16 protein-coding genes and 2 tRNA genes are annotated in these 26,635 nt (G+C 57.5%); 11 read left to right on the top strand and 7 right to left on the bottom strand.

The window, feature by feature from the left end:
* Positions 1-20: 20 nt before the first annotated feature.
* The 3 genes from ACUIAH_RS04760 to coaD are packed head-to-tail and all read right to left on the bottom strand — an operon-like array spanning position 21 to position 1,836.
* Positions 21-641 carry a YceD family protein gene (locus ACUIAH_RS04760; RefSeq protein ID WP_306221742.1) on the bottom strand — a complete coding sequence of 207 codons (621 nt, stop codon included), beginning with the start codon at positions 639-641 and terminating at the stop codon, positions 21-23.
* Positions 638-1,330 carry a cell division protein gene (locus tag ACUIAH_RS04755; protein ID WP_045923958.1) on the bottom strand — a complete coding sequence of 231 codons (693 nt, stop codon included), beginning with the start codon at positions 1,328-1,330 and terminating at the stop codon, positions 638-640. The genes ACUIAH_RS04760 and ACUIAH_RS04755 overlap by 4 nt, the downstream gene beginning before the upstream one ends.
* Entirely contained in the window at positions 1,327-1,836 is a 510-nt protein-coding gene (coaD, locus tag ACUIAH_RS04750; RefSeq protein WP_045923959.1) for a pantetheine-phosphate adenylyltransferase, read from the bottom strand. Before coaD ends, ACUIAH_RS04755 begins: the two co-directional genes overlap by 4 nt.
* Positions 1,837-1,898: 62 nt before the next feature.
* On the opposite strand from coaD, the gene ACUIAH_RS04745 reads away from it, so the two are divergent.
* Positions 1,899-2,210 (top strand): DUF3039 domain-containing protein, encoded by a 312-nt coding sequence (locus ACUIAH_RS04745; RefSeq protein WP_445340509.1) that lies wholly within the window; start codon positions 1,899-1,901, stop codon positions 2,208-2,210.
* A 25-nt stretch (positions 2,211-2,235) separates the two neighbouring features.
* On the opposite strand, the gene ACUIAH_RS04740 is transcribed toward ACUIAH_RS04745, so the two are convergent.
* The gene (locus ACUIAH_RS04740; protein WP_445340508.1) at positions 2,236-3,255 is read right to left on the bottom strand and encodes an aldo/keto reductase; all 1,020 of its coding nucleotides are present in this window, start codon (positions 3,253-3,255) and stop codon (positions 2,236-2,238) included.
* Positions 3,255-4,601, bottom strand: a complete 1,347-nt coding sequence (locus ACUIAH_RS04735) for a nicotinate phosphoribosyltransferase (RefSeq protein WP_101431950.1) — start codon at positions 4,599-4,601, stop codon at positions 3,255-3,257. Before ACUIAH_RS04735 ends, ACUIAH_RS04740 begins: the two co-directional genes overlap by 1 nt.
* 106 nt (positions 4,602-4,707) lie before the next feature.
* Between ACUIAH_RS04735 and ACUIAH_RS04730 the strand changes: the two genes are divergently transcribed.
* The 8 genes from ACUIAH_RS04730 (at position 4,708) to ACUIAH_RS04695 (ending at position 23,208) form a co-directional block, all read left to right on the top strand.
* A complete protein-coding gene (locus ACUIAH_RS04730; RefSeq protein WP_445340507.1) occupies positions 4,708-5,346 on the top strand; it encodes a Pr6Pr family membrane protein in 639 nt (212 codons plus the stop codon).
* Positions 5,347-5,412: 66 nt separating this feature from the next.
* Positions 5,413-6,177 (top strand): ribonuclease PH, encoded by a 765-nt coding sequence (gene rph, locus ACUIAH_RS04725; protein WP_045935052.1) that lies wholly within the window; start codon positions 5,413-5,415, stop codon positions 6,175-6,177.
* A 36-nt stretch (positions 6,178-6,213) separates the two neighbouring features.
* On the top strand, positions 6,214-6,900 hold the full coding sequence (rdgB, locus tag ACUIAH_RS04720) for an RdgB/HAM1 family non-canonical purine NTP pyrophosphatase (RefSeq protein WP_445340506.1): 687 nt from the start codon (positions 6,214-6,216) through the stop codon (positions 6,898-6,900).
* A 457-nt stretch (positions 6,901-7,357) separates the two neighbouring features.
* A complete protein-coding gene (locus tag ACUIAH_RS04715) occupies positions 7,358-10,045 on the top strand; it encodes a hypothetical protein (protein ID WP_445340505.1) in 2,688 nt (895 codons plus the stop codon).
* A 414-nt stretch (positions 10,046-10,459) separates the two neighbouring features.
* Positions 10,460-13,327, top strand: coding sequence for a hypothetical protein (locus ACUIAH_RS04710; RefSeq protein ID WP_445340504.1), 2,868 nt, complete (start codon positions 10,460-10,462; stop codon positions 13,325-13,327).
* 418 nt (positions 13,328-13,745) lie between these two features.
* Complete coding sequence (locus ACUIAH_RS04705; protein ID WP_445340503.1) at positions 13,746-16,607, top strand: hypothetical protein; 2,862 nt, start codon at positions 13,746-13,748, stop codon at positions 16,605-16,607.
* A 1,591-nt stretch (positions 16,608-18,198) separates the two neighbouring features.
* Positions 18,199-19,857, top strand: a complete 1,659-nt coding sequence (locus ACUIAH_RS04700) for a hypothetical protein (protein WP_445340502.1) — start codon at positions 18,199-18,201, stop codon at positions 19,855-19,857.
* A gap of 1,542 nt (positions 19,858-21,399) precedes the next feature.
* Positions 21,400-23,208 (top strand): hypothetical protein, encoded by a 1,809-nt coding sequence (locus ACUIAH_RS04695; protein WP_445340501.1) that lies wholly within the window; start codon positions 21,400-21,402, stop codon positions 23,206-23,208.
* A 53-nt stretch (positions 23,209-23,261) separates the two neighbouring features.
* Here the strand turns inward: ACUIAH_RS04695 and ACUIAH_RS04690 are convergent.
* Both ACUIAH_RS04690 and ACUIAH_RS04685 read right to left on the bottom strand, forming a co-directional pair.
* Positions 23,262-23,342 (bottom strand) — tRNA-Leu (locus ACUIAH_RS04690).
* 40 nt (positions 23,343-23,382) lie between these two features.
* Positions 23,383-23,455, bottom strand: a tRNA-Thr gene (locus tag ACUIAH_RS04685).
* A gap of 122 nt (positions 23,456-23,577) precedes the next feature.
* Here ACUIAH_RS04685 and ACUIAH_RS04680 point away from each other — a divergent pair.
* Together ACUIAH_RS04680 and pgi are read left to right on the top strand one after the other, a co-directional pair.
* Entirely contained in the window at positions 23,578-24,702 is a 1,125-nt protein-coding gene (locus ACUIAH_RS04680) for a mannose-1-phosphate guanylyltransferase (RefSeq protein ID WP_445340500.1), read from the top strand.
* A 129-nt stretch (positions 24,703-24,831) separates the two neighbouring features.
* Complete coding sequence (pgi, locus tag ACUIAH_RS04675; RefSeq protein WP_024627418.1) at positions 24,832-26,529, top strand: glucose-6-phosphate isomerase; 1,698 nt, start codon at positions 24,832-24,834, stop codon at positions 26,527-26,529.
* Positions 26,530-26,635 lie beyond the last annotated feature (106 nt).

Here is a 26,635-nt window from a genome sequence, read left to right as displayed (position 1 = left end):
CAGTCTACCGCAACCTCCGGTCATTCGCCAGTCTGGCCGTCGTTGCCGGGGTTCTCCTCCTGCTCCAGACGCTGCTTGAGTCCCTCCAGGGCCGCCCAGCGGTCGTCCATTATCTCGTGGTGGTGATCGGGATGATCGTTCAGATCCATGCCGCACTGGGGGCACAGGCCCCGGCAGTCGGGTCGGCACAGAGGTTGCAGGGGCAGGGCCTCCACCAGGGTGTCACGCAGCAGGGCTTCCAAATCCATGAAGGCGCCCCCTCTGGCCAGAGGATAGGTCTGGCCGCTGGCCTCCTCCTGCTCGGCCAGAATCTCCTCCTTGCCATGGGTCGGCTCCGGTTCGGGATCCTTGTAGGGGAAGAAGACCACCGGATCGTCCTGGATGCTGGTATCGACAGGCCTCAGGCAGCGGGTGCATTCGGTCTTCAGCGGTACGCTGATATGGGCCTGCAACAAGAGGCCGTCCACCAGGGAGTCGATGTTGCCCTCCACATGCACGGGTGTTCCTGCCGGGATGCCCACCACCTGGTCCCCGATGCCCTCCGGGGCTGGAAAATCGCGATCCACTCGCGTGCTCTGCCCTGCCCGCGTCGACACCTGGGCCACTGAAACCGCCCAGGGTGAATCTTCCGGTCTGCTCATCCCTGCGTCTCCTCTCCCTGGTCCGAGACTGACGCGTTCATGCTACGCGCTGCCTCCTGCTCACGCTGGTGGAGAACCTCCAGGCCGGCACGCACATCCTGGCTCATCTTGCCCAGCTGTGTGTCAAGCTCGCCCATGACCTGGGCGGCATACCCATCGGCCCCCTGGACCAGACGGTCTGCCTGGGCCTGGGCCGTGTCGATGATGGTCTGGGCCTTCTGTCGGGCTATGGCCACCACATTCTCCTGGCCGGCCAGGAAGCGGGCCTGCTCGCCGGCCTCCTTGACGATGTCTGCAGCCCGGCTCTGGGCGTCGGACATGGTGGCGTTGGCCTGGGTCTGCGCCGTATTCAGCCGACGCTCCGCCTCCCTCATGAGCGCCGAGGCTCGCTCCAGCTGCACTGGCAGCATTTTCTTGAGCTCGTTGAGGTCGTCGGTCAGCTCGTCTCGGTCAACCTTGACCAGTCCCGGACTGAAAATGGGGGCCTTGGCCTCATCCAGCATGGCCTGGATCCGATCGATGATGTCATAGACGGTGGTGAATTCCGATCGGGGGTTCCCGCTTTCGTTGCGGTCCTCCTGCAGGTCGGGCAGGTCCTTCATGTCGACTGCTGGCTTGGGCGCGCTCGCTCTGGTCGAGTCGTCGATAGGCTCGTCATCGTCCCTTTCCTGGGTCTGCTCGTTCATCATTGGCTCTTTTCCGTGTGCGGTGTGTCCCTGTGCAATGTGTCTATCAGTGCATCCACGACACTGTCAGGGACCATGCCGGTGATGTCCCCTCCATGTCTGGCTACGTCCTTGACGATGGTGCTGGAGATGTGTTCCCTCACCGGATCGGCTGGCAGGAAGAGCGTTTCCACTCCGGACAGCTTGCGATTGACCAGGGCCATGCCCAGCTCGGCCTCATAGTCCCCGTTCTGCCTGAGTCCCTTGACGATGACCGAGGCGCCCACTTTACGGCAGTAGTCGGTGATCAGGCCATCGGTAGAGGCTACGGTGATGTTCGGGTATCCGTCCTCGTCCAGGGCCCGGCGGATCATGGCCACCCGCTCCTGTTCGCTGAACATGGGGGTCTTGGCAGCGTTGACGGCCACAACCACGTGGACCGTCTCGAAGAAGCAGGCGCAGCGTTCGATCACATCCATGTGGCCGGAGGTGACCGGATCGTATGAGCCAGGGCATACAGCGATAGTCATGATTCTCAGCGTAGCGCGTCATAGGGAGCGAACGTGCAGCTCGCCGCCGTACCATGGATGTCATGACTGCAAGCAAGAGCATTCGCATGGAGTATCCGGAGCGGGAGCAGAACCCCGACCAGGGCACTGGCACGGCCGTGCTGGATCGTCCGGACACCGAGACCGCCGAGAAGACCCGGCTGAGCGACCAGGGCGACGCTGACCGGTTCGCCCACTACGTCTCCCGTGAGCGCATCGCCGAGTCCAAGCTGACCGGCCGGCCTGTCGTGGCCCTCTGCGGCAAGGTCTGGGTGCCCAAGCACGATCCCTCCCAGTACCCGGTCTGCCCGGACTGCAAGCGCATCTACGAACAGATGACGGGCGGCAGCCACTGAGCGCTACTGAACGGTCCAGGCTGCTTCAGGACCGCTTGCCCAAGGCGATCCGGTCGATCATCTCCAGCTCTTCCTGGCTGAAGTCGGCCGACTGGACGGCCTTGAGATTGTCCAGGATCTGCTCGGGCTTGGAGGCGCCGATGAGCACCGAGGTGACAGCGGGGTCCCTGAGCAACCAGGCCAGGGCCATTTCTGCCAGACTCTGGCCGCGTTGGTGGGCCAGATCGTTCAAATCCTGAATCTGCTTCAGCCGCTGGGGGGTCAACGCAGACTCCTTGAGGAAGCGGCCGTCGGCACGAATCCGGCTGTCCTCGGGAATCCCATGCAGGTAGCGATCGGTCAGCAGCCCCTGGGCCAGCGGGCTGAAAGTGATCAGTCCCTTCTTCTCTTTCAGCACCGCCTCTTTGAGTCCGTTGTCCTCGATGGTTCTGTCGAAGATGGAGTAGCGGTTCTGGTTGATGATGAAGGGGACGTGCATCTCAGTCAGGATGGCCGCAGCCCGTGCCATGGTCGGCCCGTCATAGTTGGACAGTCCCAGGTAGAGGGCCTTGCCGCTGGTGACCGCCTGGGCCAGGGCGCCCATGGTCTCTTCCAGGGGAGTGTTCGGGTCGGGGCGGTGGTGGTAGAAGATGTCCACATAATCAAGCCCCAGACGTTTCAGGCTCTGGTCCAGTCCGGACAGCAGATGCTTGCGTGAGCCAAAGTCCCCATAAGGGCCAGGCCACATTCCATAACCGGCCTTGGTTGAGATGACCAGCTCCTGGCGGTGGCGGCTGAAGCACCGGCGCAGGATGATTCCCGTGTTGCGCTCGGCGGCGCCTGGTCCAGGCCCGTAGTTGTCGGCCAGGTCGAAATGGGTGATGCCGTGGTCGAAGGCCGTCGTGCATAGCTCCTGCATACGGTCCAAGGGCGTGGTGTCGCCGAAGTTGTGCCAGCAGCCCAGGCAGATGGGCGGCAGTTTCAGACCGCTGTCGCCGCAGTGCCGGTAGGTCGTGCAATCATATCGGTTCGGGTCAGGCTGGTAGGTTTCGGATTGTGCGTTCATCAGATGCTCCTCACTAGGGTGGGAAGGACCGGTTCGCCCTTCATCAGGCTGAGGGCGTTGATGGGCATCTCCTCGAGGGCCTTGGCCCGGTGCTCCCGGGCATCCAGGACTGCCTGCTCGCCTTGGAACTCCGGCCTGCTTTGGCCATGGTCCACGTAGGTGACCAGCAGATCCCGCCAGTCCTGCTCAGGAGTAAAGGCTGCCAGCGCATCCTCAGCGCCCGAGATGACGTGCTCGGCATCGGCCACCCCGTTGTGATAGGAGCGGTAGGCCAGCTTGCGTCCTGGCACCGAGGCCTTGCCCACCGACTTCTTGGCGACGGCCTGCATGACCCCGTCGGAGTTCTCGCGCTCGGTCAGCTTGTAGACCATGGCGCAGGTGGGGGCTCCCGAACCGGTGACCAGCATGGTGCCTACCCCGTAGGAGTCCACTGGGGCATCCTGCAGGGAGGCGATGGCGTACTCGTCCAGATCGTTGGTGACGGTGATGGTGGCCTTGGTGGCTCCCAGGGAGTCCAGTTGGGCGCGGACCTGCTGGGCCAGCGAGCCAAGGTCTCCAGAGTCGATGCGGACCCCGCCCAGCTCTGGTCCGGCCACATCGACGGCTGTCCTGACGGCCTCCTCGATGGAGTAGGTGTCGGTCAGCAGGGTGGTTCCCTTGCCCAGGGCCTGGATCTGCCCCTGGAAGGCCTCGCGTTCATTGTCATGAAGGAGGGTGAATGAATGGGCTGCGGTTCCGATGGCCTTAAAGCCGTATCGCTTGGCCGCCAGCAGGTTTGAGGTCCCCTGGAATCCGCCGACTATGGCCGCTCTGGCTGCTGCCACGGCTGCATATTCATTGGCCCGGCGCGCGCCCATGTCCATGCAGGGCCGGCCCTTGGCCGCGGTGACCATGCGGGAGGCGGCCGAGGCTACGGCCGAGTCGTAGTTGAGTATGGACAGGACCAGGGTCTCCAGCAGGGTGCATTCGCCGAAGCCGCCTTCGACCTGCAGAATGGGGGAGTCGGGGAAGAATATCTCGCCCTCCCGGTAGCCGCGGATGGTTCCGGTGAAGCGGAAGTGTTCCAGCCAGTCGATGGTGGTCTGGCTGACGATGTGACGGTCGGACAGGAAGCGAAGCTCGTCCTCGCTGAGGTGGAAATCCGCCAGCGCATCCAGAATCCGCCCAGTGCCTGCCACCACTCCGTAGCGGCGCCCCGCCGGCAGGTGCCGGGTGTATACCTCGAAGACGGATCGTCGTCCGGCCGTACCGTCCTGCAAGGCGGCATCCAGCATGGTGTATTCATACATGTCGGTCATCAGAGCCGTAGAGGTTCCGGTGTCCTTGCTATTGTTTTCAGCGTTCATATCTTCCCCTTTGTGGGTGGAAAAGCCCTTGGTTGGCCCCCAGTCTAATCCTCTGCCGACCTACTGGCTCGCCCTGCCCTCCCAAGGTCGGGCTATGCTGATCCGCATGAGATTCGTCGTGGGCATCTACCGATTGCTGATCGCCTTTTTCTGCCTGGGCGGCACCTACGAGGCCTGGCTGCTGGGAATCGGCAACAAGTGGGTCTATTTTACCTTCCAGACCAATATCGCCCTGGGCCTGGTCATGCTCTGGGCCGGAGCGGCCACCCTGCTCAAGGGCATCCAGCCTCCCGCCTGGCTCAAAGGATGTCTGACGCTCTACATCGTCATCACCGGGCTGGTGGCCATCCTGGTTCTGGGGCTGAACAGCACGGACTACCAGCTGGTCCTGGGCATCCGGACCACATGGATGATTCACGTCATCAGCCCCATCCTGGCATCGGTGGACTTCCTCTTGTTCGACCCTCATCGTCGTTTCCACTGGCACAACGTGCTGACCTGGCTGATCTATTTCCCCTTCTACGTAGCCTTCGTGCTGATCAGAGCCGCCATCTGGCCTCATTCGGGACCGCAGCCGGGCGGCAATCCCTACCCCTATGCCTTCTTGGACCTCGAGCACTTGGGCTGGGCCCAATTGACGGTCAACCTGGCTGAGTATCTGGTCGTCTTCTTTGCTCTGTCGCTGGTCGTCTTCCTGATTGATCGCATCCTGCCGGCCAAGACACCGCTGACCATTGATCGGTAGACGGCTGACGGAATAATAGAGACCAGACCAGGGGAGCCTGGGCGGAACGGGAAAGGATCATCACTGATGGTTGCTATCAAGGACATGCTCCAGGAGGGTGCCGTGCTGAGGCCTGACGGCAGGGCGGCTGATGAGTTGCGGCCGGTCGTCATCACCAGGCATTGGACGGAGGCCCCCGAGGGATCGGTGCTGATCGAGTGCGGCAAGACCCGAGTCATGTGCACGGCTTCCTTCACGCCGACGCTGCCCCGTTGGCGCAAGGACTCCGGGCTGGGCTGGGTCACGGCCGAGTACGCCATGCTCCCTAGGGCCACCAGCGACCGTACTGCACGCGAGTCGGTCCGGGGAAAGGTCGGTGGCCGCACCCAGGAGATCAGCCGGCTGATAGGCCGTTGCCTGCGCGGTGTGGTGGACATGAAGGCCCTGGGCGAGAATCAGATCCAGCTGGACTGCGATGTGCTTCAGGCCGATGGCGGCACCCGTACAGCCTCGGTCACCGGCGCCTATGTGGCCATGGTCGATGCCCTCCGATGGGCCCAGGACCACCATCACATCCGCAGTGCCGACAAGGTGACCAAGGATTGCGTCTCGGCCGTCTCGGTGGGCATCATCGATGGCAAGCCCATGCTCGACCTTCCTTATCTGGAGGACAGCAGGGCCATGACCGATATGAACGTGTCGATGACCGGAGCCGGCGATTTCATCGAGATACAGGGGACGGCGGAGCATCGCCCCTTCAGCCGTCAGGAGCTCGGCCTCTTGCTGGACCTGGCATCCAAGGGGAACAAGGAGCTTCAGGCCGCTCAGCGCAAGGCTCTGGCATCTGACTGACGCCCAGGGGCAGGCATTTCAGCGAGGAGGATCGATATGGGGCAGGCCAGAAAAGTGGTTGTGGCCACGCACAACGAGGGCAAACTGCGTGAGCTTCGTCGCATCCTCGACGGTTTCCTGTCCGTTGAGGGTCAGAGGATCGAGCTGGTTTCGGCCGGCCAGTTGGGCCTGCCCGATCCGGTAGAGACCGGCACCACTTTTCAGGAGAACGCTCTTCTCAAGGCTGGGCAGGCCGCCCGTGAGTCCGGTCTGCCCGCGCTGGCGGACGACTCGGGGCTGGTCGTTGATGTGATGGGCTCTGCCCCGGGGATCCTTTCGGCAAGGTGGAGCGGCCGCCACGGCGACGACCAGGCCAACTTGGAGCTCTTGCTGAACCAGCTGAACGACATTCCCGATAATCACAGGGGAGGGCGGTTTGTCTGTGCTGCCGCCTTGGTCGTTCCGGATGTGCCGGGGTATGCCGTCCGGGGGCATCAGGTGACTAGGATCGGCGAGATGCCCGGAAGCATCATCCGTCAGGCACGAGGGGACAATGGGTTCGGCTACGACCCGATCTTCGTGCCCCTTGATCAGCCTCGGCGCGCCAGCGGCCAGCAGCCTCTGACTTCGGCGGAAATGACCGCGGATGAAAAGAACGCCATTTCGCACAGGGGCAAGGCCCTGGCGGCTATCATGCCGATTCTCGTCAACTGGGTGCTGGGCGACGGCCATAGCAGAGACTGATAAATCTTTATATATTCACTTTATAGATCCAGTGCGGTGAACGGTCACGAAATATCGATAATCATGCCATGAGGTGCCAGTGCGCCTGAAGCATGTAAAGCAATCGCCAAGAAGAGATTATTTTATCTCTGTGATAGAGTCGGCGGTATTGGGGATAACCAAAAGCAAAGTCGATTAGGCATAGCGCACGATTCTATCGGGATTTGGGGGTTTCGTATTGAAGCGATTGCAAGAACGGAACAATAAGGGATCACTGCACGTAAGCCGTTCGATCATTGCCGTTCTGGTAACTCTTCTTGCGACGCTGGCCATGGTTGTTCCGCTGGGACTGAGCGCGCTTTCGGCCAATCAGGCCAACGCCATCGATGGACAGGACGAAACAGCCAACAGGAGACCCCTGCTCTACACGATGTTGGCTTACAACGACAAGAACGATTCGTATCAGGATGAGCTGCGCATGGACTTCATCCTGCGCGTGGCACACGGTGAGTTCAAACCGGATTGTGTGAAAACAGGCAGCGCTGATACCAATGGCTCTTGCAACTTATCCTTTATATATCAGTATAACGGAACACGTAATCCAGCACATTATCGCCGAGTAAAGTATCTCAACACTATTGCATCGGACGACACCTCTAGCGGTGCTGAGCAATGGGCAAAAAACCAGGATGAGTTTTTCACTGTTCATAAGGTGATCAACTCAGGTTTGTATGATTTCCTGGTAGTTTCCATTGAAGGCGATATGGATCTCTTGAATAATGCTGGTGATATAAAAAATTATCTGCCGAAGGCTGAGGTTGCTCCATATTTCCAAGCCGGCGGCCACGTAGAGCCCCTGACTGTCTATGCGATCGTAGGGCAACAGAAGGATGCGCTGTCTTGCAACGGCGGCTCCTGGGCTTATGGGACCAATGATTGTGACCACTTTGACCCTAATACGATGAGCAATCTGCAAGATAGGTCAGCCAACATCATGGATGATTTGGCCAAACAGGGCAAGAGCATGAAGCTGTATATGGGGGATTGTTATGACGCCAGTTCTGATTCCAAAAGCCCTGATCTCAGGTGCAGCGGTCCCTATTCCTGGATAGGTTGGGACAACAATCCGGAGCTTTATCTTAGCCATCAGTCTAATTGGGGCCTGGTGACTGACTATGGTCTTCCTGCCGATTCCAGTCATGGAATAAAGGCCGTTGGACCCGGGGTGGCGCCGCCCCGCTCCTTCTTCGTGTATTGGGAAAATCCTCGTGGAGGCAATGTCGGCAAGGGCATATGCTCCGAGACCACGTCATACTACTATCAATGGGTAGGTCTCAAAGATAGCCAATGGGTGCCTGTCGATGATCTGACTCCTGAGCCGATCTTGGTGGAGGGTCAGAAGCCGAGTCCAAATACGCTGACTACTACTAATGGGACCCAAGGCACGGCTGACTCTTATTCGGCCTTTAATTTGCCTAAAAAACCGAATAATTCCAATGAGATGTTTGCCACGGACAAGAACGGCCAGCCTATGCCCGCTCAGAATGCTGATGGCTCCATTGACTTCAAGAAGGCCAAGGAAGACCAGGATCTTGACGGCTACTTCAAAATGGTTACCTGGCCTGTGACCAAGAACTTGAATGACACCGGCACCGACAACAACTGCAACGTCAATCCCGAAGTATACAACCCCATGCGCAAAGGTCTTGCGGGCATAACAGATGATATGGATGCTTCGCATAAGAGCCAGAATTTGGACTCGGGTTGGACCATTAATACCGCCTTCTATAAGTACGATGTGCCTCGTCCCGATGATCCGACGATCACCAAGATTGAGAATGGTGCTGACGGCGCCCTGGATGCTTCTGGGAGTGTCTACACCAGCAAGCTTGATCCGGTGGTCAGCGGTGAGTGCACTCCTTCCAAAAACAGTGCGCATCCGAATGTTGTGACGCTCTACGGTGAGGATCCCAGCAAACCCTTTAACGATGGTCAGGGTGCAAACAATGACGATCTGGTAAAATCTGCGGACACTTGGGGATTCAAGCTGGGCGAGGCTGAGTGCAAGGCCGACACTGGCAGCAAACAAGGCGGCTCCTGGCAGATACAGGACACCAATAAGCAATACCCATCACCAGACCCTGGCAACAAATTCGACGGGTACAGGCGCTATCACGCCTGGGTGACCGAAACAACCTCTGGGTTCGGCCTGACATCCTTCTTCTCGAATATTGGAACTGCCTATTTCGTTTCGGGAGAAAACGTCCCGGATGCCAGCAAGTTCTCGGTCACTGTGCCCCATACCGTCAATGGGAGTTTGCCGTCGAATGTGGTCGTCACGTTCAAGGGTGAGGTGTCGCCCGTGTATACGGCCTGGTCGTCGGGCGGGCTGGGGATGACGGATTCCAGGATGGCTGTTTCGATGAAGCAGAATGCTGCCTCGGACTGGACGCCCCTGCTGACCACTCCGGCCAACACCTTCCAGAGGGATGCGGCGGTCGGCACTGCTCCTTCCGTCGCGGATTCCGCCTCGGGCCTCACGCTGAACCTGACCAAGACGGCGGCTTCCACCTGGTCCTGGTCGCTGAACATCCCTGCTGACAAGTTCACCGGTTATAACGGTGACGACGAAACGCAGACCTATACTTTCCATGTTGAGATGATCAACCCGATGAACATTCATTCAGACCCAGCGTCCATCGAGCGGAAGATCGACATGACGCCCACCACGCTGACCATTGACCGCCATGACGTCTTCCAGGTAGCGGGCAGGGCCTATAAGTATGTCAATGGAAACACGAAGGTTCCTGAGACCAAAGGCACCCTGGTCCATATAACCTGGCCCGGCAAGACCAATAGCAGCACTGATGTCGCCGTGGGGGATCAGGGTTCATGGCAGGCGACCCCGCCTGAGGGCGTCAATCAGGGGCAGTTCTCTGCTCAGGTGCTTTCGGATGATGCCGAGGGCCCTGACGCGCAGGGCCGGTTCCTAGGCGGGAACCAGTCGGCCTCGGTGTCGCATGAGCTGGACTTCCGGCCTTCGACCTCCTCCCTGCCGCTTACCGGCGGATGGCCGCTTTCCGTGCTCAGGATCCTGCTGCTGATAGCCCTAGGCCTGGTGGGCTTCGTGGCCTGCCTGAGGAACAGGCAGGAAAGCCGCCACTGACCCCGGCAGCATAAGAACAGGGTCCGCCCTCATCCTTCCAATTCCATGGAGATGAGAGCGGGCCCTGTTCTTTTTTTTTTATTCCTGTGATGCTGCCGTTACGCCACTCACGCCTGCAGCGTGTCCTCCGATAAAGACAAGATACTGCTTCTGATCAGCTAGGTCCTGGGCTTGCCGGGGTCAAGACCTTGGACAGTCGCAAAACGCCCTATCTGAATCCCAGATTATGCCTTCCATCTCTGTACTCTTGGAACGCGTAAACAAGGAATGAAGATGCATTTTTGTGCTCTATATTCAGTTGGCTTAATTGGGGATGAGTCAAAAACGGGGTTGATCTGTTCTGGAGCATGATTTCATCGTGGTTTGGGGGGTATTGTATTGAAGCGTTTGCAAGAACGGGACAATAAGGGATCATTGCACGTAAACCGTTCGATCATTGCCGTTCTGGTAACCCTTCTGGCGACGCTGGCCATGGTTGTTCCGTTGGGGCTGAGCGCTTTGTCGGCCAGTCAGGCCAATGCCATCGATGGACAGGATGAAACGGCCAGCAGGAAGCCAATGCTCTATAGGATGATGGGCTACAACAACAAGGTGGATGCATGGCAGGATGAGCTGCGCATGGACTTCATCCTGCGCGTGAAACACAACGAGTTCGACCCATCTTGCGCCAATAGTAGCGGTGGTGCCGATACCCGGGGCAATTGCAATCTGGCCTTTGTCTATCAGTACAAGGGCTCAGATAGTCCATCATATTATCGCAGAATAAAGTATCTGAACACCATAGCTTCAGCGTCATCCTCGGATCAGCCCTGGTCTGGAGCCTACAAGTGGGCGCAGAACAGGGATGAGTACTTCACCGTGCACACGATAATCAATTCTGGTTTATATGATTATTTGACCATTTCCATTGAGGGTGATCTGGCGCTGAAAAATTCTGCTGATGCGTCATATTACCAACCTGGTGGTGCCGACGAACCCCTGAATATCTACGCGGTCGTTGGACAGCAGAACGGGGCATTGTCCTGCCTGCGCCCTAGCAACTCGTGGAGTTGGTCTAGCGGAATCGATGACTGTACCACTTTCAACCCTGAAACTATGATTAATGTGCCAGATAGGGTATCGAATATTACAGCATCTTTGGCAGCAGATGGTAAGTACATCAAACTATTTATGGGCGACTGTCTGGGTAAGGGTGCTGATCTTCAATGCAGTGGCCCGTATTCTTGGGTAGGCTGGGATAACTATCCATTACTCTATGGAGCCAATCAGGCTAACTGGGGCATGGTAACCGATTACGGTTTTCCTGACTACAAGAGCAATGCTACTGGGCCAATCGCCGGCACTGCTCCGGGCACTGCTCCGGCACGGTCGTTCTTCGTGTATTGGCTGAATGATCGTGGCAGCACTAGAGATAATCCTGATGGCATATGTTCTGAGACCAATTCCTATTATTATCAGTGGGTGGCACTCAAGGACAGCCAGTGGGTGCCTGTTGACGAGCTGACTCCTGAGCCGGTCCTGGTGACAGGCCAGCAGCCGTCCCCCAATACGGTCACCACCACGGCAGGTAAGCAATTTCAAACCGCTAAGTATTCGGCTTTCAATTTGCCCAAACAGCCCAGCAATCCCAATGAGATGTTTGCCACTGACAGGAACGGCCAGCCTATGCCTGCCCAGAAGGCTGATGGCGGGATTGATTTCAAGGAGGCCAAGGCGAAGCAGGGTCTTGACGGTTATTTCAAGATGGTCACCTGGCCTGTCACCACGAATAGGGATGGCAGCGCTTGTACCGTCAGCCCTGAAGTGTACAACCCTGATCAGAAAGGTCTCGTCGGTATACGTGACGGCATGAACAGCTCGGATATAGAACGGAATATTTCAGCGGGCTGGACAATCAATAGTGCGTTCTATAAGTACGATGTGCCTCGTCCTAAGGATCCGACGATTACTAACATCCAGGATGATGCAGATGGCAGCTTGGATGCTTCGGGCAGTGTGTATACTTCCAAGCTTGATCCGGTGGTCAGTGGTGAGTGCACGCCCTCCAAGGATGCAGCGCACCCAAACAAGGTTGTTCTCTACGGCGAGGATCCCGCCAATCCCATCAGCGACGAGCAGAGCCAGAACGGCGGAGACTTGGTGAAGATCGCGGATACTTGGGGGTTCAGGCTGGGCGAAGTTGAATGCCAGGTCGATCCCAAGAGCAAGCAGGGAGGGTCCTGGCAGATACAGGACACCAACAAGCAATACCCATCACCGGATCCAGGAAACAAGTACGACGGGTACAGGCGTTACCATGCCTGGGAGGTCGAGTCCATGTCCGGGTTCGGTTTGACTTCCTTCTTCTCGAATATTGGCACGGCTTATTTCGTCTCCGGGGAGAACGTCCCGGATGCCAGCAAGTTCTCGGTCACGGTGCCTCATACGATCAACGGGAGTCTGCCCGCAGGTTCGGTGGTCACGTTCAAGGGTGAGGTATCACCTGTCTACACAGCCTGGTCGGCGGGGAAGTTGGGGATGACTGGTTCCAGGATGGCCATTTCCATGAAGCAGAATGCTGCCTCTGATTGGACCAGCTTGGTGACTACTCCGGCCAACACCTTCCAGAGGGATGCGGCGGTCAATACTGCGCCTTCCGTTACTGACCCCGCATCAGGCCTCACGTTGAATCTCACCAAGACGGCGGCTTCCACCTGGTACTGGACCTTGAATATCCCCGCCGGTAAATTCACCGGCTATGACGGCAGCGACCAGACGCAGACCTATACCTTCCAGGTTGAGATGATCAACCCGATGAACGTACGTTCAAGGTCGGCATCCATCGAGCGGAAGGTCGACATGACGCCCACCGCGTTGACCTTGGAGCGGTACGACGTCTTCCAGGTGGCAGGCAAAGCCTATAAGTATGTGGACGGGGACAGGAAGGTTCCTGAGACCAAGGGGACCATGGTGCATGTGACCTGGCCCGGCAATAGCGGTACGGATGTCGTTGTGGGGGATCAGGGTTCGTGGCAGGCGACCCCGCCTGAGGGCGTCAATCAGGGGCGGTTCTCTGCTCAGGTGCTTTCGGATGATGCCGAGGGCCCTGACGCGCAGGGCCGGTTCCAGGGCGGGAACCAGTCGGCCTCGGTGTCGCACGCGTTGGAGTTCCGGCCTTCCAACTCGGCTTTGCCGCTTACCGGGGGATGGCCGCTTTCCGCGCTCAAAATCCTGCTGCTGATGGCATTGGGCCTGGTCGGGTTCGTGGCCTGCCTGAGGAACAGGCAGGAAAGCCGGCACTGACCTCGGTCGTATAAGACAGGGACCGCTCTCATCCTTCCAATTTCATGGAGATGAGCCCGGGCCCTGTTTTTTAATTCCCGTGTTGCTGCCGTTGCCAAGGCAGTATTCGCCCCCAATCCGGAACGACCCGAAGAAGACAACATATCGCTTCTCACCAGCTGGGTGCTGGTCCTGCATGGTCGAGAACTTGAACCGCCGCAAAACACCCGATTTGAATCCCAGATTTTGCCCTTCATTTCTGTAGCCTTGAAAAGGCAAAGAACAAGTTATATGCATTGTTGTGCTCTATGTGCAGTTGCCTTAATTGGGGGTAGGTCAAAAGCAGACTTGATTTGTTCTGGAGCATGATTTCATTGTTGTTTGGGGGGGTATTGTATTGAAGCGTTTGCAAGAACGGGGCGCTAAGGGTTCACAAGGTGTGAACCGTCCGATCATTGCCGTTCTGGTAACCCTTCTGGCGACGCTGGCCATGGTTGTTCCGTTGGGGCTGAGCGCACTTTCGGCCAATCAGGCCAACGCCATCGATGGGCAGGACGAAACGGCCAGCAGGAAGCCCAAACTCTATAGGATGTTGGGCTACAACAACAAGATTGATTCCTATCAGGATGAGCTGCGCATGGACTTCATCCTGCGGGTAAAACACAACGAGTTTGACCCTTCTTGCGCCGACGCCACTTCTGGTGCCGATACCAAGGGCAATTGCAATCTGGCCTTTGTCTATCAGTACAAGGGGTCAGATGACACTTCCTTTTATCGCAGAATAAAGTATCTGAACACCATAGCCTCAGCATCATCCTCGGATCAGCCCTGGTCCGGAGCCTACAAGTGGGCGCAAAATCAAGATGAGTACTTCACCGTGCACACCATAATAAACTCCGGTTTATATGACTATCTGACCATTTCCATTGAGGGTGATCTGGCGCTGAAGAATTCTGCTGATGCGTCATATTACCAACCTGGTGGGGCCAACGAGCCGGTGAATATCTACGCAGTCGTTGGTAAACAGGACGATGCACTGTCCTGCCTGCGCCCTAGCAACTCGTGGAGTTGGTCTAGCGGAATCGATAATTGTCGCAATTTTGACCCTGACACCATGATCAATGCGCCGGACAGGGTATCCAACATTACTTCAACTTTAGCGGCGAACGACAAGAACTTCACCCTATATATGCAAGAATGCCTTGGCACGGGTGCTGATCTTAAGTGCAGCGGCCCGTATTCTTGGGTTGGTTGGAACAGCAACCCAAATCTCTACGGAGGCAATCAGGCTAACTGGGGCATGGTAACCGATTACGGTTTTCCTGACTACAAGAGCAATGCTACTGGGCCAATCGCCGGCACTGCTCCGGGCACAGCTCCGGCACGGTCGTTCTTCGTGTACTGGCTCAATGTGCGCGGCAGCACTAGAGATAATCCTGATGGCATATGTTCTGAGACCAATTCCTATTATTATCAGTGGGTGGCTCTGAAGGATAGCGAGTGGGTGCCTGTTGATGAGCTGACTCCCGAGCCGGTCCTGGTGACAGGTCAGCAGCCGTCCCCCAATACGGTCACCACCACGACTGGCAAGGCAGCCCAAGTCAGCAAGTATTCGGCTTTCAATTTGCCCAAACAGCCCAGCAATCCCAATGAGATGTTTGCCACTGACAGGAACGGCCAGCCTATGCCTGCCCAGAAGGCTGATGGCGGGATTGATTTCAAGGAGGCCAAGGCGAAGCAGGATCTTGACGGTTATTTCAAGATGGTGACTTGGCCTGTCACCACGAATAGGGACGGCAGCGCTTGTACCGTCAACCCTGAAGTGTACAACCCTGATCAGAAAGGCCTCGTCGGTATACGTGACGGCATGAACAGCTCGGATATAGAACGGAATATTTCAGCGGGCTGGACAATCAATAGTGCCTTTTATAAGTATGACGTGCCTCGTCCTGATGATCCGACGATCACGAAGATTGAGAACGATGCCGGCAGCGCTCTGGATGCTTCGGGCAGTGTGTATACGTCGAAGCTTGATCCGGTGGTCAGCGGTGAGTGCACGCCTTCAAAGGATTCCGCGCGTCCCAACAAGGTTGTTCTCTACGGCGAGGACCCAGCCAATCCGATTGTGGAGGGGCAGGGCACGAATGGCGATGACCTGGTGAAAGCCGCGGACACGTGGGGGTTCAGGCTGGGCGAAGTTGAATGCCAGGTCGATCCCAAGAGCAAGCAGGGAGGGTCCTGGCAGATACAGGACACCAACAAGTTGTATTCGTCGCCGGGCCAAGGCAACAAGTACAGCGGCTACAGGCGTTACCATGCCTGGGTGATCGAGTCAATCTCCGGATTCGGTTTGACCTCCTACTTCTCGAACATCGGGACGGCCTATTTCGTTTCGAGTGAGAATGTGCCGGATGCGAGCAAACTCTCGGTAACTGTACCTCATACGGTCAACGGGAGCCTGCCGGCGGATTCGGTCGTTGTGTTCAAGGGTGAAGTGTCTCCTGTATATACTGCCTGGTCCTCAGGAGAGCTGGGGATGACGGATTCGAGCATGGCTGTTTCGATGAAGCATAAGACCGCCTCGGACTGGACGCCCCTGCTGACCACTCCGGCCAGCACCTTCCAGCGGGATGCAGCAGCCGGCACCACGTCTTCCGTCGCGGATTCCGCAACGGGCCTTACGCTGGGATTGACCAAGACGGCGGCTTCCACGTGGTCTTGGACGCTGAACATCCCTGCTGACTGGTTCAGCGGCTACGACGGCAGCGACGAGACGCAACTGTATGATTTCCGCATTGAAATGGTCAACCCGACGAACATCCGTTCGGACCCGGCATCCATCGAGCGGAAGATCGACATGACACCGACAACGCTGGCTTTGGAGCGGTACGACGTCTTCCAGGTGGCAGGCAAAGCCTATAAGTATGTGGACGGGGACAGGAAGGTTCCCGAGACCAAAGGCACCCTGGTCCATATAACCTGGCCCGGCGGCAGTGGTACGGATGTCGTTGTGGGGGACGAAGGTTCGTGGCAGGCGGTTCCTCCTGAGGGCATCAATCAGGGTGAGTTCTCTGCTCAGGTGCATTCCGATGATGCCGAGGGCCCTGATGCCCAGGGCCGGTTCCAGGGCGGGAACCAGTCGGCCTCGGTGTCGCACGCGTTGGAGTTCCGTCCTTCCAACTCGGCTTTGCCTCTTACTGGCGGATGGCCGCTTTCCGTGCTCAAAATCCTGCTGCTGATAGCCCTCGGCCTGGCCGGCTTCGTGGCCTGTTTGAGGAACAGGCAGGAAAGCCGGCACTGACCCCGGCAGCATCAGACAGGACCCGCCCCCACCTCATGAAGTTGAGAGGATGAGTGGGGGCCCTGCCGTTGCCAGTAACCCCTACCCCTAATTCAGACTGTCCTTAGTCAAGATGGTGGACGGTCGCGAAACACCCTATCTGAATCCCAGATCACGCTTTCAGTCTCGGTACTCTTAAAGCATGTAAAGGGGACAAGAAGATGCCATAAGTGAGGATGCGGTACTTGTGCTCCAGGGTTTCGTGGCCTGCACCGGGGACCAATCAAGCGTGCAGTCCATCTGATTCTGGAGATGGTTGCATTGAGGTGTGGGGGGTAGCGTGTTGAACCGATTGCAAGAAGGGGTCAATGAGGGTCCACGGCATGTGGATCGCCCTATAGTGGCTGTTTTGATAACCCTTTTGGCGACGCTGGCCATGGTTGTTCCGCTAGGGCTGAGCGCGCTTTCGGCCAATCAGGCCAATGCCATTGATGGCCAGGGTGAGACGGCCAGCAGGAAGCCTTTGCTCTATAAGATGCTGGCCTATAACGACAAGATTGATTCCTATCAGGATGAGCTGCGCATGGATTTTATCCTGCGCGTGAGACATAACGATTTCAATCCTAATTGCGCCAATGCTACCAACGGTGCCGATACTCAGGGCACTTGTAATTTATCCTTTGTCTATCCGTTCTGGGGTTCGCAGAATCGAACCTGGTATCGCAGGATAAAGTATTTGAACACTATAGCTTCAGCATCGTCTACGAGTAAGCCTTGGTCTGGAGCCTACAAGTGGGCGCAAAATAGAGAAGAATACTTCACAGTACATAAGATAATAAACTCTGGTTTATATGACTACCTTGCCATTTCCCTTGAAGGCGATTTGAACCTCAGGGATAGTTCCTCAGATTCTTCATATTATAAAGCTGGTGGTACGAACGAGCCCTTAAATGTGTTCGCGGTCGTTGGTCGACAGCAGGGATCACTGTCGTGTGGTAGTCCTGGTTCTCCGTGGAATTGGAGTTCCGGAGTTGATGAGTGTGGCACTTTTGACTCTACGACCATGATTAATGCGCCGGATAGAACATCCAATATTACCGAATCCTTAACGGCGAACGGCAAGAACTTCAAGCTGTATATGGGTGACTGCCTAGGCTCGGGTGCTAATCTTCAATGCAGCGGACCGTACTCCTGGATCGGATGGGATGACCAGCCAAAGCTCTATGGCGGGAATCAGGCTAACTGGGGCATGGTGACCGATTATGGTTTTCCTGACTATTCTGACATTAACGATGGAAATGTTATTGGAAATATCAACGGTACTCAACCAGGGGTTGCGCCGGCCCGTTCTTTCTTCGTGTATTGGGAAAATCCTCGTGGAGGCAATGTCGGCAAGGGCATATGTTCTGAGACCACCTCATATTACTATCAATGGGTAGGTCTCAAAAACAACACTCAATGGGTGCCTGTCGATGATCTGACCCCTGAGCCGATCCTGGTGGAGGGTCAGAAGCCGAGTCCTAACACACTGACTTCTACGTTCTGGACTCAAGGAACAGTCGATGATAATGCGGCGTTCAATTTGCCTAAAAAACCGAATAATTCCAATGAGATGTTTGCCACGGACAAGAACGGCCAGCCTATGCCCGCTCAGAATGCTGATGGCTCCATTGACTTCAAGAAGGCCAAGGAAGACCAGGACCTTGACGGCTACTTCAAACTGGTTACCTGGCCTGTGACCAAGAATTTGAATGACACCGGCACCGACAACAACTGCAACGTCAATCCCGAAGTATACAACCCCATGCGCCAAGGTCTTGCGGGCATCGATGATGGCATGTCTGACGCGAAGAAAGATGAGAACCTGACTGCAGGCTGGACTATCGATACTGCCTTCTATAAGTATGATGTGCCTCGTCCCGATGATCCGACCATCACCAACATTCAGAATGACACCGATGGCTCCTTGAATGCTTCGGGAAGCGTCTATACCGGCAAGCTTGATCCGGTGGTCAGCGGTGAGTGCACTCCCTCCAAAGACGACACGCATCCCAACACGGTTACTCTGTTCGGCGAGGATCCCGGCAATCCTTTCAAGGAGGAGCAGGGCAAGAGCAGTGACGACCTGGTGAAAAGCTCGGACTCCTGGGGGTTCAAGCTGGGAGAAACGGTGTGCAAGGTCGATCCTAAGAGCAAGCAGGGAGGGTCCTGGCAGATACAGGACACCAATAAGCAGTATCCATCGCCGGATCCCGGCAACAAGTACAATGGGTACAGGCGTTATCATGCCTGGGTGACTGAGTCCGCCTCCGGGTTCGGCCTGACCTCCTTCTTCTCGAACATAGGAACAGCCTATTTCGTCTCCAACGAGAATGCTCCGGATGGCAAGCTCTCCGTTGCGGTGCCTCATACGAAAAACGGGATTCTGCCGGCGGGTTCGGTGGTCACGTTCAAGGGCTCGGTTTCGCCTATATATACGGCCTGGTCCTCGGGAGGGCTGGGGATGACTGATTCCAGGATGGCCATTTCCATGAAGCAGAATGCTGCCTCGGACTGGACCAGTCTGGTGACCACTCCGGCCAACACCTTCCAGAGGGATGCGGCGGTCGGCACTGCTCCTTCCGTCACTGACCCCACATCGGGCTCTGTGCTCAAGGTCGTCAAGACAGGGGCTTCGACCTGGTCCTGGACCTTGACCATACCGGCTGACAGGTTCACCGGTTACAACGGCGACGACGAAACGCAAAAATATACCTTCCAGGTCAAGATGATCAACCCTCTGAATGTCCCTTCGGACCCGGCTTCCATCAACCGGACGGTCGACATGACGCCGACCACGCTGACCTTGGAGCGGTACGATGTCTTCCAGGTAGCGGGCAAGGCCTATAAGTATGTCAACGGAAACACCAGGGTTCCCGAGACCAAAGGCACCCTGGTCCATATAACCTGGCCCGGCAACAGCAGCACAGATGTCGCCGTGGGAGACCAAGGTTCATGGCAGGCGACTCCACCTGAGGGCATCAATCACGGAAAATTCACCGCTCAGGTTTCTTCCGATGATGCCGAAAGCGCCGATCCTCAAAGTGGCAACTTCCAAGGCGGAAACGAGTCAGCCGCGGTGTCGCATGCGCTGGAATTCCGGCCCTCCACCTCATCCCTGCCCTTCGCTGGAGGATGGCCGCTTTCCGTGCTCAAGATCCTGTTGATGTTGATACTGGGTCTGGCCGGCTTTGTGGCCTGCCTAAGGAACAGGCAGGAGAGCCGATACTGATTCTCCGGCGGGCATAAGGCAGGGTGGTCTGTGCTCATCTCCAAGGAATTCGGGGGATGAGGGCAGGCCCTGCTTGTGTTTCCTGTGCGCAAGATGGGACTCGAGCCCAGACATCTGAAGGACAGCTGGCGGGAGAGCCGCTTGACAGCGTCGAACTGTCTGCCTTTCCTTGCCAAGGTGGCCTCCACCTCCAACCCGGACCAGCCAGATGAAGACCGTAAACGGTTGTGAAATGCCGTTCGTGAAACACCCTATGGGAATCCTGGATAATGCTTGCAATTCCAGTGCTCCTGGAGCATGTATGGAAAAGGCGAAGATGCTATTTATTTATCTCTATGATAGAGTCGAAGCAACTGGGGATAAATTAAAGGCAAAGTAGAGCCGCTCTAGAACATAATTGTATCTTGATTTGGGGGGATTGTATTGAAGCGACTGCAAGAACGGGGCGCCAAAGGTTCACAGCATGTGAGCCGTCAGATTATCGCCGTTCTGGTAACCCTTCTGGCGACGCTGGCCATGGTTGTCCCGTTGGGGCTGAGCGCGCTTTCGGTCAATCGGGCCAATGCCGTTGATGGACAGGACGAAACAGCCAGTAGAACACCGAAGCTCTATAGGATGATGGCCTTCAACGACAGGATCGATGCCTACCAGGATGAGCTGCGCATGGACTTCATCCTGCGCGTGAAGCACAATGAATTTAAGCCGGATTGCGTCGGTGTTGGTGGGACTGATACCAAAAATCCGTCACAATGCAATTTGTCTTTCATATATCAGTTTGTTGGTTCTGAAAATCCTGACTATTACAGACGCGTGCGGTATATGAACACTATTACCCCGGATGATTACGTAGACAGCAATAAAAATGCCAACGCTTATGATGGTGCCCTAGCCTGGGCCAGGAATCAGGATGAGTTCTTCACCGTTCACAAGATCATCAATTCTGGTTTGTATGACTACCTGACCATATCCATTGAGGGTGATATGAACATTAAGGATAAGTCTCCAGATCCCGCAAAATTTGCGGTTGGCGGTCACCCTGAGCCCTTGAATGTCTTTGCCATCGTTGGTGACCAGAATACCGCCCTGTCTTGCGGCAATTCTTCCTGGTCCTGGACTACCAATAACTGCACCAATTTTGATCCTGCTTCCATGAGTGATTTACAGGCTCAGGATAGATATTCAAATATCACGGCAAGCATGTCCCAGGACAAACAGATGAAAGTGTATATGGGTTACTGTTTGGACAGCAAAGAGGATATGAAGTGCAGTGGCCCTTATTCTTGGGTCGGTTGGGACTACAATCCAAATCTCTACCAAAACAATCAGGCTAATTGGGGCATGGTGACGGATTACGGTTTTCCTGATTATAAGAGCAATGTTACTGGGCCAATCGCCGGTACTGCTCCGGGAACAGCTCCGGCACGGTCGTTCTTTGTGTACTGGCTGAATCCGCGTGGCAGTACAAATGACAATCCTGATGGCATATGTTCTGAGACCAATTCGTATTATTACCAGTGGGTGGCTCTGAAGGATAGCGAGTGGGTGCCTGTCAATGAGCTGACCCCTGAGCCGGTCCTGGTGACGGGCCAGCAGCCGTCCCCCAATACGGCGACCACCACGACCAGCAAGGCGTCCCAAGTCAGCAAGTATTCCGCTTTCAACGTGAGTCCAAAGGATCCTCAATATCTCGACAACCCCAACGTGCTTTTTGCCACTGATAAGGATGGCAATCCCATGCCTGCTCAGAAGGCTGATGGCGGGATTGATTTCAAGGAGGCCAAGGAGAAGCAGGATCTTGACGGCTATTTCAAGATGGTCACCTGGCCTGTCACCACGAACCGGGACGGCAGCGCTTGTACCGTCAGCCCTGAAGTGTACAACCCCAAGAGCGCTGGTCTTGTAGGGATAAACGACGGTATGTCCACCGTGGAGAAGGATACGAATATCTCTGCGGGGTGGACTATCAATACCGCTTTCTATAAGTATGATGTGCCTCGTCCTGATGATCCTACGATTACCAAGATCGAAAACGATGCTGATGCCGGTTTGGATGCTTCTGGAAGCGTGTATACGACCAAGCTTGAGCCGGTAATCAGTGGTGAGTGCATGCCCTCCAAGGATCCTGCGCGTCCCAACAAGGTCGTTCTCTACGGCGAGGATCCCAATAATCCCATTGTGGAGGGGCAGGGCACGAATGGCGATGACCTGGTGAAAGGGACGGACACGTGGGGGTTCAGGCTTGGCGAGGCTGAGTGCCAGGTCGACACTGGCAGCAAACAAGGGGGTTCCTGGCGGATACAGGACACCAACAAGCTGTATCCGTCGCCGGATTCTGGCAACAAGTACAGCGGCTACAGGCGTTACCATGCCTGGGTGACTGAGTCTGTCTCCGGGTTCGGCCTGACCTCCTACTTCTCGAATATCGGCACGGCCTATTTCGTCTCGGGCGAGGATGTCCCGGATGCCAGCAAGTTCTCGGTCACGGTGCCCCATACCGTCAACGGAAGCCTGCCGGCGGATTCGGTCGTCGAGTTCAAGGGTGAGGCGTCGCCTGTGTATACGGCCTGGTCCTCGGCAGGATTGGGAATGACTGATTCGAGGATGGTCGTTTCGATGAAGCAGAATGCTGCCTCGGGCTGGACCAGTCTGCTGACCACTCCGGCCAACACCTTCCAGAGGGATGCGGCGGTCGGCGCTGTTCCTTCCGTCGCTGACCCCACATCAGGTCTCACGCTGAACCTGACCAAGACGGCGGCTTCTACTTGGTCCTGGTCGCTGAATATCCCTGCTGACAAGTTCACCGGTTACAACGGTGACGATGAAACGCAGACCTATACTTTCCAGGTTGAGATGATCAACCCGATGAACCTCCGTTCGGGCCCGGCATCCATCGAGCGGAAAATCGACATGACGCCCACCACACTGACCATTGACCGCCATGACGTCTTCCAGGTGGCCGGCAGGGCCTACAAGTATGTGGACGGGGACAGGAAGATTCCTGAGACCAAGGGGACCATGGTGCATGTGACCTGGCCTGACAACACTGGCACGGATGTGGCTGTGGGGGACCAGGGCATATGGCAGGCGGTTCCTCCTGAGGGGATGAAGCAGGGGGATGTCGCCGTCCAGGTGCTTTCGGATGATGCCGAGGGCCCTGACGCGCAGGGCAAGTTCCAAGGCGGGAACCAGTCGGCCTCGGTGTCGCAGGAGCTGGAGTTCCGGCCTTCGACCTCCTCCCTGCCGCTTACCGGCGGATGGCCGCTTTCCGTGCTCAGGATCCTGCTGCTGATAGCCCTAGGTCTGGTCGGCTTCGTGGCCTGCCTGAGGAACAGGCAGGAAAGCCGACGCTGATCCCCGCAACGTAAGACAGGGCCTGTTCTTGCAGGCCCTGTTCTTAATACCTGTGCGCGAGATGGGACTCGAACCCACACGTCCGAAGACACAGGAACCTAAATCCTGCGCGGCTACCATTACGCCACTCGCGCGTACGACATACCCTGCCGTTGAAAGGGCAGCTGGTGAAAGAGCCACTTGACAGAATCGAACTGTCGACCTTCTCATTACGAGTGAGACGCTCTGCCAACTGAGCTAAAGTGGCCTTCGCCTCCCGTCCGGACCTACCGGAAGAAGACAACATGTCACATCATACTGGATGCGCGCGATAAAAACGCCTTGCACTTCGGGCCGAGGGTGTACAAGCTTCTTGACACAATGGAGGGCATGGATCTCAATGATTTCTATGCCGTCATTCCGGCCGGTGGCGTGGGCACCCGGCTCTGGCCATTGAGCCGCCAGGACCGGCCCAAGTTCCTCTATGATCTGTTGGGATCAGGCAGAACAATGATCCAGGGCACCTTTGACCGGCTGGCCGGCATCTGCGGGGCTGACCATGTGGTCGTCTCCACTGGCCAGCGGCATGTGGACCAGGTGCGTCAGCAGCTTCCGGATCTGGCTGAGGACGCGCTCTTCGCCGAGCCGGTTCCTCGCGATTCCACGGCGGCTATAGCCCTGGCGACTGCCGTGCTGGCCCAGCGGCATGGCGGGGAAATCATCGTGGGCTCCTTTGCCGCCGACCACGTCATCCGAGACGACGAAGCATTCGCGTCCTCAGTGGAGCAGGCGGTGGCAGCGGCCCGGGCCGGTTATGTGACTACCATCGGCATCGCCGCCTCCCGTCCCTCCACCGCCTTCGGCTACATCCACCAAGGCCCCTCCCTGGCCGATCGCATTCCCGGGGCCCCTGATGCCCACCTGGTCAGCGAATTCGTCGAGAAGCCGGATGCCTCTACGGCCCAGGCTTACCTGTCCACAGGGGAGTATCGATGGAACGCCGGCATGTTCGTCATGCAAGCGCAGGTGCTCCTGGACTGCCTGCGTCGTTACAAGCCTGAGCTCCACGCCGCAGTCATGGCCATTGCCCAGGTCTGGGACCAGGGCGAGCAGGCCCGCAGCCAGGCTATGGAGGAGCACTGGCCGGGCATCGAGAAGATCGCCTTCGACTATGCCGTAGCCGAGCCCCTATCGGCGGCTGGTGGCGTGGCGGTTGTTCCAGGGGGCTTCGATTGGGATGACATCGGCGACTTCAATTCGGTGGCCGGCCTGCTGCCCTCCTCCAACAGGCGCAACATCAAGATTCTTGGGGATGCCGACCGGGTCATGTATCTGGATTCAGCAGGAGACATGGTCGTGCCAGGCTCGGAACGCACGGTCGCCCTTCTGGGTGTGGATGACATGATCGTCGTCGACACTCCCGATGCTCTCCTGGTGGCCCCCCGGGCCCGCAGTCAGGAAGTCAAGGACATGGTGGCCAAGTTGGCCCAGTACGGCTGTGACGACATACTTTGACAGCGATTCGGCTCGGTCAAGTAGATTGGCTGATTTTGTTGTCTTCTGTCTGCTTTTGTGAGTAGTTTGGGTTACAGAACCGGGTGCTCGGTAGACCGGGCATCACCTCATGAAAGGACCCGAACAACCATGGCCATCAATCCTCCAGTGGACGCTACCAGCACCAAGGCCTGGGCGGCCTTGCACCAGCACTTCGACGACATGCAGCGCCAAGGGATCGATCTGCGCGCATGGTTCGCCAAGGACCCGCAGCGCACCGAAAAGCTCAGCTTCGAGCTGGGTGATCTCTATATTGATCTGTCCAAGAACCTGATTCAGCCCGAGACCCTGTCACTGCTGGCCCAGCTGGGCCGCGAGGTCGGCCTTGAGGAGCGGATCGAGGCCATGTTCAACGGCGAGCACATCAACAACACCGAGGACAGGGCCGTCCTGCACACAGCCCTGCGCCGTCCCGAGGAGGATCGCGGCCGGCTGATCGTGGACGGCCAGGATGTTGTCGGCGACGTCCGCGACACCCTCAAGCGCATCTATGCCTTTGCCGACCAGGTCCGCTCGGGCAGCTGGACCGGTCTGACCGGCAAGCGCATCACCACCGTGGTCAACATCGGCATCGGCGGCTCCGACCTTGGCCCGGTCATGGCTTACGAGGCCCTGAAGCCCTACGCGGATGCCGGCATCAGCGCCCGCTACATCTCCAACATCGATCCCAACGACCTGGCTGAGAAGACGCGCGATCTGGATCCGGAGACCACGCTCTTCATCATCGTCTCCAAGACCTTCACCACCCTGGAGACCCTGACCAACGCCCGCCAGGCCCGCGCCTGGCTCCTGAAGAGCCTGGGGGAGCGTGGCCTGCTGTCCAAGGACGGCGAGGACCTCTCGGCCGAGGCCATCCGTCGGCACTTCATCGCCGTTTCGACTGCCCTGGACAAGGTGCGCGACTTCGGCATCGATCCGGACAACGTCTTCGGCTTCTGGAACTGGGTCGGCGGCCGGTACTCGGTGGATTCCGCCGTGGGCACCTCCCTGGCCATCACCATCGGCCCCGAGCGTTTCGAGGAGTTCCTCAAGGGCTTCAACACTGTCGACCGCTACTTCCGCGCCACCCCCCTGGATCGAAACGTAGTTGCTCTGATGGGCCTGCTCAACGTCTGGTATGTCAACTTCTTCGGCGCCCACTCGCACGCCGTGCTTCCCTATGACCAGTATCTGCACCGCTTCCCGGCCTACCTTCAGCAGCTGACCATGGAGTCCAACGGCAAGTCCGTGCGCTGGGACGGCACGCCGGTGACCAGCCTGACTGGCGAAATCTTCTGGGGGGAGCCCGGCACCAACGGACAGCACGCCTTCTACCAGCTGATCCACCAGGGCACCCGCCTGATCCCCGCCGACTTCATCGCCTTCGCCAATACCCCCAACCCGGCCAAGGACGGCGACCAGGACGTGCATGAGCTCTTCCTGGCCAACTTCCTGGCCCAGACCAAGGCATTGGCCTTCGGCAAGACCGCCGACGAGGTCCGCGCTGAGGGCACTCCCGAGGCCATCGTCCCGGCCCGGGTCTTCACCGGCAACAGGCCCACCACCTCCATCTTCGGCGATGCGCTGACCCCGGCCGCCCTGGGCGAGCTGATCGCCCTCTACGAGCACATCACGCTGACCGAGGGCACGGTCTGGGGCATCGACTCCTTCGACCAGTGGGGCGTTGAGCTGGGCAAGAAGCTGGCCCGCGAGATCACCCCGGCCATCTCCCGGGACGACCAGGCCCTGGCCGAGCAGGATCAGTCCACAAAGTCCCTGATCGCCTTCTACAGGGCCCACCGCCGCTGATGTCATGCCGGGTCCCTGCGGGTCCGGTTGGTGGTATATTATTGGACAGTTGTTTGCCGGAAGGGCAGCTGCCGCATGGGCTCCCTTCCTTTCAGGTCCAGCCGGA

Source organism: Bifidobacterium sp. ESL0820 (assembly GCF_052606235.1).
This window is presented reverse-complemented; position numbering and strand designations above follow the sequence as displayed.